Raw genomic sequence first — 7,786 nt, forward strand, 5'->3', positions numbered from 1 at the left:
AAAGCGAATCAGCAGGCTTGAAAGCTGCATGCAAAACAAAGGCTATATCTTGCAGGACTTCGATAAGTGCGGCCCGCTGAAAGCCCCGACAGGAAAATGTAATTAGCCATGCTGAATAAAACCGTGCTGTTACTCTGCGCTCTGCTCACCGGTTGCGTGGTGGGTGATATGGATTCCAGCAATTACACCTCTTTTCCGTATGCGCATACCATTCAGAAACCGGGCCAGCTCGGGCATACCGACGTCGCGCAGCGTACACGGGATCTCTACAGCTGCGGGCTGGATAAAAACATCGCGCCGGATGATTTTAGCCGGAATTATGTTCATTCTGGCGAAAGTCTGGAGCAGCATAAAAACCGTATCGGGAAGATAGAAATTTGCATGCAGCGAAAAGGCTACCTGCTGCTGGATTACAGTGCATGCGGCCCGCTAAAAGCCCCGACAGGAAAATGTAATTAACGCTTCGTCTCTATTGATCGCGCTTTTCAGGCCCAACGCTACCGTTGGGCCTGATTATCCAGCGACTGTATTCAGATTTTCACAAATACCGCGTGACCGTTCAGGTTGTGCGTGAAAATAAGATCGTTGCGCAGTTTTAATTCATCGCAGAACGTGGTGACGCCTTCGCAGCCAAAAAAGCCGTAATCATCAAATACCAGCATTGCCCCGGTATTCATGCGCGGCAGACACCAGTCAACAATATCCTTCGTTGAAGAATACACATCCACGTCGCAGTGCAGCAGCGCAATATTCTCTGGCAGTAAATGCTGGGTGTCGTCCGGGAAAATACCTTCGAGGATCTGGATATTATCTATCGCCAGAGATGACATAAGCGCGTTAACTATCGCCAGCGACGTATCCGCATGTTCACCGCCTTTATACAGCGTGTCTTTCTCACCGGCTTTCACCACGCCGGTAAAGGTATCGGCAAGATAGACTTTTTTACCCAGCGCTTTTGTCGCCTGTGCGAGGACCGCGCCGGTGCCGCCGCGCCAGACGCCCACTTCCAGCACCACGCCTTCAACTTTGCCGGTCTGCTTTGCCAGCAGCCATAATTCATAGCAGCGATACAAATCGACCAGCGTATGCCCTTTAATTTTTTCGTAGAGGCTTAAAAACTCAGGATCATCTAACCAGGGCGACCGCGTGGCATAGGGCAGCACGCGGTGATGAGACAGGTCGGAGGCATCAAACTTCCAGGGTTGTTCCGTGCGGATCAAACGATACGCGTCAATCACTTGCTCTTTTGTCGGCTGGGTCATGTCAGGTTCACTGGGTCATCAATTTACCCTTAGCCTAACGGAGAGCGGGCGGCGATAAACAGCGGAGCATCATCATAAAAGAGAGCTAATTCCCGGTAATAGCCGCCTGCCCCTACTCGCCTTTTTTCGCCATCACGATTTGTCCGCGGCCACGCTCTTTTGCGAGATAGAGCGCCAGGTCGGCGGTACGGATCAAATTATCGGCGCGGGCGTGAACCGGCCAGGTGGCGATGCCGATGGAAACGGATACCGGGCCAATGTCCTGCGTCTCGTAGATCATCGGCTGCGTTGAGATGGCCATCAGTAGCTTACTGGCGACGCTTTGCGCCTGGGCTTCGTTCATTTCCGGCAGGATCACCAGGAACTCTTCCCCGCCGTAGCGAAACGCCATGCCGCGCTCGTTTAAGGCATGCTGGATCACCTGCGCCGTCTCGCGCAGTACCAGATCCCCCGCCTCATGCCCGTAGGTATCATTGAGGCGTTTGAAGTGATCGATGTCGATCATCAGACAGCTGAGCACGCTTTTTTTCGCTTCGGCGCGCCCCAGCAGCGTACGCAGGGTTTCTTCCAGATGATAACGATTGTGCAGCCCGGTGAGGGAGTCGTACATCGCCCGCTCGGTCAGCGTATCGCGCAGCTTCTGGTTAGCCAGCGACAGGGCCAGGGTTTCGGCGATCAGTTCAAGATAGGTGTAAGGCGGCTCTTTCTCCGGCGCACGATTCTCGAAGGTCAGCAGACCGATAATATTGTTTTGCGCGATTAACGGCACGCAGATCGCCTTGTCAGCGACGTCGGGCGTTAAATGCTCGCAGGGCACATCCACCGTATCCCGCGCCGGGCTGTGAAGCTGCCCGCGTTTGAGCGCCCAGCAGTGATCCGGGGTAAAGGGCGTGTCGTCACCGGAGGGCGACAGCCAGCTGGTCATGCACACCATACGGTTGGCGCGCCGATCGAGCATATACAGCCGCCCGCTCATATCCGGGATAATTTGCGGCACAAACAGGGCGATCACCTTCAGAATGCTGTCCCTGGAGTCGCAGCCCTGTAGCCGTTGCGTCATGCGGGCCAGCAGATTGCGCGTCACCCAGTCGGCATCGCGCTCGCGCTCCAGCCGCTGGCGGACCAGGCCGTTCTCACGGAAGATGCGGATTGCCTGCGCCATGTCGCCGATCTCATCCACCTGCGCCAGCACCGGCGCTTCGACGTCGTAATCCTGAGAGGCGAGACGGTTAACCACATCGCTGAGCGTCACCACCGGGCGCAGAATGCGGTGCTTGATAATAAAGCCCAGCACAAACAGAAACAGCAGCGCGGTGAGGCCGACCATGATTTCTGATAATGAGCGCAGCCACTGGGATTTTTTGGTCGCCTCGCCGATCGCGACCTGCGCCCGCTGATCCAGCAGCTGCCGGAAGTGATCGAAGCGATACCGCACCTGATCGAGCTGCTGCTCGTAATCGGCGCTGAAGACAATTTTCATCCCTTCCGCCGCAGCGCCCCGTTCCACTGCTGCCAGCGCCGCCTGCTGCTCATCCTCCAGCGCTTTGAGCACCACCATCCCGTCCCGTAACAGCAGCAGTTCATCCGGCGAGGCGCCGACATCTTTCACGGCGACCAGGTGTTTTTCCAGCTCCCGCTCTTTCGCGAATCCGGCTTTCAGCTGCTGGATCGCCTCAGCATCAGGATTAATGACGATCGATCGCGCCAGTTCGCTTAAGGCGAAGGCTTCGATTTCAATCTCTTCGGTGAGTTTATCCAGCACATAGCGCTGCTCTACGGCTTTACGCTCCGTGCGGTCGGCGCTGGAGGCCATAAACAGCGCCACGCCGGAGGCGAGCGTCAGAATAACCGTCGCGACATAGGCGACATTGGTAATAGTTGCAATACGCACAAAGTACCCTTAAGGCCACCAGAGGGGTGAAATCAGAGTATAGCAATGACAAAAAAAGCAGTGCTGCGCAAATGAAATAAGGCGCTGGGTCAAATGAGTGATATATTTTCACGCATTAAACCAAGGAGATGCTATGTCGGAATTTGATGTTATTGCTCAGGATCTGCTGGCGAAGGCGCAGGCGGAAGAGCAGGATCAACAGGCGCGTGACAGAGCGCTGCTGGATAAGGTACTGGCGATCTACGGACAAAAATATGTGGCCGAGCAGCTGCGCAAGCTGGGCAAAAACGACTGGAGCCGGGAAACCCTCAACCGCTGGGTGAACGGCAAATGCGCGCCCAAATCCCTGACCGCCAGTGAAGAAGCATTATTGCGTAAAATGTTGCCTTCCCCGCCCGCGCATCATCCCGACTATGCGTTCCGTTTTATTGATCTATTCGCCGGTATCGGCGGCATCAGACAGGGTTTTGACGCCATCGGCGGCCAGTGCGTGTTCACCAGCGAGTGGAACAAAAACGCGGTGCGCACTTACAAAGCCAACTGGTATAACGACGAGGCGGCGCACACCTTTAACAGCGACATCCGGGAAGTGACCCTGAGCGATAATCCTGATGTCACCGAAGCGCAGGCCTACGCGCATATTGACCGCACCATTCCCGATCATGACGTGCTGCTTGCCGGTTTTCCCTGCCAGCCGTTCAGCCTCGCGGGCGTCAGCAAGAAGAATGCGCTGGGCCGCGCCCATGGTTTTGAATGTGAAGCGCAGGGCACGCTGTTCTTTGACGTGGCGCGCATCATCAAAGCCAAACAGCCGGCGATTTTTGTTCTCGAAAACGTTAAAAACCTCAAAAGCCACGACAAGGGCAAAACCTTCAGCGTGATCATGCAGACGCTGGACGAGCTGGGCTATGAAGTGGCGGATGCGGCGGTGAACGGCAAGGACGATCCGAAAATCATCGACGGCAAACATTTTTTACCCCAGCACCGCGAGCGCATTGTGCTGGTGGGATTTCGCCGCGACCTGAACATTCACAACAACTTCACCCTGCGCGATATTAAACGCTTTTATCCGGCGCAGCGACCGGCCTTCGGCGAGCTGCTGGATCCGGTGGTGGACAGCAAGTATGTGCTGTCGGAAAAGCTGTGGGATTTCCTCTACCGCTACGCCAAAAAGCACCAGGCGAAGGGCAACGGTTTTGGCTTCGGGCTGGTGGATCCCACGCGCCCGGAGGTGGTGACCCGTACTTTGTCTGCCCGCTACCACAAAGATGGCTCGGAGATCCTTGTCGATCGCGGCTGGGATCATGCGCTGGGCGAAACGGCGTTTGCCGATCCAACGAATCAGGCGCGCCGCCCCCGTCGACTGACGCCGGTGGAATGCGCGCGACTGATGGGCTTTGAAACCCCCGGCGGACGCCCGTTCCGCATTCCGGTATCCGACACCCAGGCCTATCGTCAGTTTGGCAATTCCGTGGTCGTGCCGGTGTTCGCCGCCGTCGCCCGTCTGCTGGAGCCGTCTATCGCCCGCGCGGTTGAGCTGCGCAAGGCCGGTCAATAATCCCCCGCCCCGGTTATAACCACCGGGGCTAATTTTTATGCACATGTTAACTAAATGTTCATAAAGATCCCCCTGCCGTCGTCGATAACCCTTATGCACTTGCGGATCACTTACGGACGGCTGTCATGCTTAAAAATATTAAGGTCATCACCGGGATCATCTTCGCGCTTGCCATTTTCTGTATGTTGCAGGTGGTGACGGGTGGGTTGTTCTATTCTGCGGTTGATAATGATCGCAGCAACTTTCAACAATATGGCGTACTGAACGCACAGCAGGAAAATCTTAGCGACAGTGTGAATACCCTTGTCAAAACCCGCGTCACTGTGACCCGCGTTGCGATCCGTTTTCTGAAAAATCAGCGCGATCCGGCCTCTCTGGCGGCCATCGATAAACTGCTGACCACGGCGGGCGATTCACTCAGCAAATCTGAAGGTTACTTCGAAAGCTACAAGCGTACTGAACGTATCAGCGGGCAGGATGCGGCGGTCGCCGCGCTGATGGAGAAAAACTGGCGTCAGATGCACGATGTGTTGCAGATGTCGATCCAGTATCTGAAAGCCAATAATTATGAAGCCTACGGCAATCTTGATGCACAGCAGGCGCAGGATGACATGGAAGCCGCGTTCGCCCAGTGGCGGGCGGAAAACAATGGCCTGCTGAAAGCCGCAGCCGCGCAGAATCAGCACAGTTTTACCCAGATGCAGTGGACGCTGGGCACCATTTTGCTGGTGATGATCGCGGTCTTTGTGGTGATCTGGCTGGGCCTGCAACACATGTTGCTTAAACCTTTGCAGGACATGCTGGCACATATTCGCGCCATTGCCGGGGGCGATCTGACGCGCCAGATCGATGCTGACGGGCGTAACGAAATGAGCCAGTTAGCTGCGGGTCTGCATGAGATGCAACAGTCGCTGGTTTCCACCGTCAGCGCGGTGCGCAGCAGCTCGGATTCCATCTACACCGGCGCGGGAGAGATCTCCTCCGGTAATAACGATCTGTCCTCGCGCACCGAGCAGCAGGCAGCGTCGCTGGAAGAAACCGCCGCCAGCATGGAGCAGCTGACCGCCACGGTGAAACAGAACACCGATAACGCCCGTCAGGCTGCTCAACTTGCACGGACGGCCTCGGAAACGGCCGATCGCGGTGGCCAGGTGGTCACCAATGTGGTGCGCACCATGAACGATATTGCCGACAGTTCACAGCAGATCGTGCAAATCACCAGCGTGATCGACGGTATTGCTTTCCAGACCAATATCCTGGCGCTTAACGCGGCGGTAGAAGCGGCGCGCGCCGGTGAACAGGGTCGCGGATTTGCGGTGGTGGCGGGTGAAGTCCGTACTCTGGCCAGCCGCAGCGCCAGCGCCGCCAAAGAGATCAAGGCGCTGATCGAAAAATCCGTCAGCCGCGTGGATACCGGTTCGTCACAGGTGGCCGAAGCGGGTGAAACCATGAAAGAGATCGTTAATGCCGTTACGCGGGTGACCGATATCATGGGCGAGATCGCCTCGGCGTCGGATGAGCAGAGTCGCGGTATTGAGCAGGTGAGCCTCGCGGTATCGCAGATGGACAGCGTCACGCAGCAGAACGCCGCGCTGGTGCAGGAATCCGCGACCGCAGCGGCGGCGCTGGAAGAACAGGCGGATCAACTGCGTCAGGCGGTGGCGGTCTTTCAGGTGAATGACAAACTGCGTCGCCCGGTAACACCCGTAGCGAAAGCGAAAACCACGCTACGCCCGACAGTGGCAACCGTCGCCGCAGGTGATGCGAACTGGGAAACCTTTTAAGCGTTAAGCAGGTCTGGCGGGCAGGAGGCCCTGCCCGCCGGAAAGATTAGTTGCGTGACTGCACCCAGAACGCATGAATGAGACCGGGGATATAGCCCAGCAGCGTCAGGATAATATTCAGAATAAAGGCTCCGCCTAAGCCTTTCCCGAGTAACACGCCAAGCGGCGGCAGGATGATGGTGATAACAATACGCCAGAAACCCATAACTACTCCCTTGCAAGCAAAATCCAGGTTATTGTAAAAAAAGACAATTTCTCTTTAAGCGTAGTCATTGTGGCGGGTATCGCCAGTTTCGTCTTATGCTTTTACTCTGCTTTACGCAGTCATACTATTCATGAAGGAGTGCAATTATGTTTTCAGCAGGTGATCTGGTGCAGCCGCGTATGGGCGGCCCAAAACTGAAAGTGATCGAAGTAAATGACGATCAAATCGTTGCCGTACGCGCCAGCGACGAACAGGGTGAAAAGTTTACCCTGAAAGCGGTTGACGTCACGCCGTACAAAGAAGAGGGCGATTTCGGCGTCTGTTAATCAGCGTCTTTTGCCTGTGCGGTGGGCGTGCTCACCGCACTCTCTTCAACTTATTGTTAATCAAGACTTTCCTCTGACCTCCCGCGCAATATAACGCAGCGCGAAAAAATCGCCCGCTCACAGAGTATTTTATTGACAAAAGCGCGTTAAATAAAAATTAATCGCTAATTGTGCGTTTCATGGTAGCGATATACTCTATCCACACTAAACATCCCCCTTCATTACGCTGGTTTCACCGGCGAAAGACCTGATAATATTTTTCACAGGAGCTTTAGCATGTTCTCTCCGCAGTCACGCCTGCGTCACGCCGTGGCCGACACCTTTGCCATGGTGGTCTACTGTTCGGTAGTGAACATGTTGATTGAGATATTTCTTTCAGGCATGAGCTTTGAGCAGTCGCTCTCTTCCAGACTGGTCGCCATCCCGGTTAACATCCTGATTGCCTGGCCCTACGGCCTGTACCGGGATGCGATTATGCGTCTGGCGCGTCGTTATACCCCGGCGGGCTGGATGAAAAATCTGGCGGATATCGCGGCCTATGTCACCTTTCAATCACCGGTCTACGTGGCGATTTTGCTGACGGTGGGCGCCGACTGGCACCAGATCGCCGCGGCGGTAAGTTCGAATATCGTGGTGTCGATGCTGATGGGCGCGGTCTACGGCTACTTCCTGGACTACTGCCGCCGTCTGTTCAGAGTGAGTAATTACTACCAGGCGAAAGCCTGACGGCAGGCGACAGGCACAGACCCGTCGCTACATT

8 protein-coding genes are annotated in these 7,786 nt (G+C 55.7%); 5 read left to right on the forward strand and 3 right to left on the reverse strand.

The features are described 5' to 3' along the window. Positions 1-108 precede the first annotated feature (108 nt). Positions 109-459, forward strand: a complete 351-nt coding sequence (locus QRD42_RS00090) for a hypothetical protein (RefSeq protein WP_072570068.1) — start codon at positions 109-111, stop codon at positions 457-459. A gap of 71 nt (positions 460-530) precedes the next feature. On the opposite strand, the gene QRD42_RS00095 is transcribed toward QRD42_RS00090, so the two are convergent. Together QRD42_RS00095 and QRD42_RS00100 are read right to left on the reverse strand one after the other, a co-directional pair. After that, a complete protein-coding gene (locus tag QRD42_RS00095; protein ID WP_318364514.1) occupies positions 531-1,262 on the reverse strand; it encodes a TylF/MycF/NovP-related O-methyltransferase in 732 nt (243 codons plus the stop codon). 112 nt (positions 1,263-1,374) lie between these two features. Next, positions 1,375-3,153: a diguanylate cyclase gene (locus QRD42_RS00100; protein ID WP_321987910.1), complete on the reverse strand. Its 1,779-nt coding sequence runs from the start codon at positions 3,151-3,153 to the stop codon at positions 1,375-1,377. 133 nt (positions 3,154-3,286) lie between these two features. On the opposite strand from QRD42_RS00100, the gene QRD42_RS00105 reads away from it, so the two are divergent. Both QRD42_RS00105 and tcp read left to right on the forward strand, forming a co-directional pair. After that, a complete protein-coding gene (locus QRD42_RS00105) occupies positions 3,287-4,711 on the forward strand; it encodes a DNA cytosine methyltransferase (protein ID WP_321987911.1) in 1,425 nt (474 codons plus the stop codon). Positions 4,712-4,836: 125 nt separating this feature from the next. Next, complete coding sequence (gene tcp, locus QRD42_RS00110; protein ID WP_321987912.1) at positions 4,837-6,495, forward strand: methyl-accepting chemotaxis citrate transducer; 1,659 nt, start codon at positions 4,837-4,839, stop codon at positions 6,493-6,495. Positions 6,496-6,541: 46 nt separating this feature from the next. Here the strand turns inward: tcp and QRD42_RS00115 are convergent, their stop codons facing one another. Next, positions 6,542-6,700 carry a YqaE/Pmp3 family membrane protein gene (locus QRD42_RS00115; RefSeq protein WP_072570063.1) on the reverse strand — a complete coding sequence of 53 codons (159 nt, stop codon included), beginning with the start codon at positions 6,698-6,700 and terminating at the stop codon, positions 6,542-6,544. Between the two features lie 146 nt (positions 6,701-6,846). On the opposite strand from QRD42_RS00115, the gene QRD42_RS00120 reads away from it, so the two are divergent. Together QRD42_RS00120 and alaE are read left to right on the forward strand one after the other, a co-directional pair. Beyond that, positions 6,847-7,026, forward strand: coding sequence for a hypothetical protein (locus QRD42_RS00120; protein ID WP_072570062.1), 180 nt, complete (start codon positions 6,847-6,849; stop codon positions 7,024-7,026). 276 nt (positions 7,027-7,302) lie between these two features. Further along, positions 7,303-7,752: an L-alanine exporter AlaE gene (gene alaE, locus QRD42_RS00125; protein WP_321987913.1), complete on the forward strand. Its 450-nt coding sequence runs from the start codon at positions 7,303-7,305 to the stop codon at positions 7,750-7,752. The last annotated feature ends 34 nt before the right edge of the window (positions 7,753-7,786 follow it).

Source organism: Enterobacter sp. PGRG2 (genome assembly GCF_030291195.1).
Taxonomy (GTDB): Bacteria; Pseudomonadota; Gammaproteobacteria; order Enterobacterales; family Enterobacteriaceae; genus Enterobacter_D.

What these genes read in the sequence shown, in the direction of transcription:
- QRD42_RS00090 (WP_072570068.1), top strand. Translation starts at nt 109, where the DNA reads ATGCTGAATAAAACCGTGCTGTTACTCTGCGCTCTGCTCACCGGTTGC.
- QRD42_RS00095 (WP_318364514.1), bottom strand. Translation starts at nt 1,262, where the DNA reads ATGACCCAGCCGACAAAAGAGCAAGTGATTGACGCGTATCGTTTGATC.
- QRD42_RS00105 (WP_321987911.1), top strand. Translation starts at nt 3,287, where the DNA reads ATGTCGGAATTTGATGTTATTGCTCAGGATCTGCTGGCGAAGGCGCAG.
- tcp (WP_321987912.1), top strand. Translation starts at nt 4,837, where the DNA reads ATGCTTAAAAATATTAAGGTCATCACCGGGATCATCTTCGCGCTTGCC.
- QRD42_RS00115 (WP_072570063.1), bottom strand. Translation starts at nt 6,700, where the DNA reads ATGGGTTTCTGGCGTATTGTTATCACCATCATCCTGCCGCCGCTTGGC.
- QRD42_RS00120 (WP_072570062.1), top strand. Translation starts at nt 6,847, where the DNA reads ATGTTTTCAGCAGGTGATCTGGTGCAGCCGCGTATGGGCGGCCCAAAA.
- alaE (WP_321987913.1), top strand. Translation starts at nt 7,303, where the DNA reads ATGTTCTCTCCGCAGTCACGCCTGCGTCACGCCGTGGCCGACACCTTT.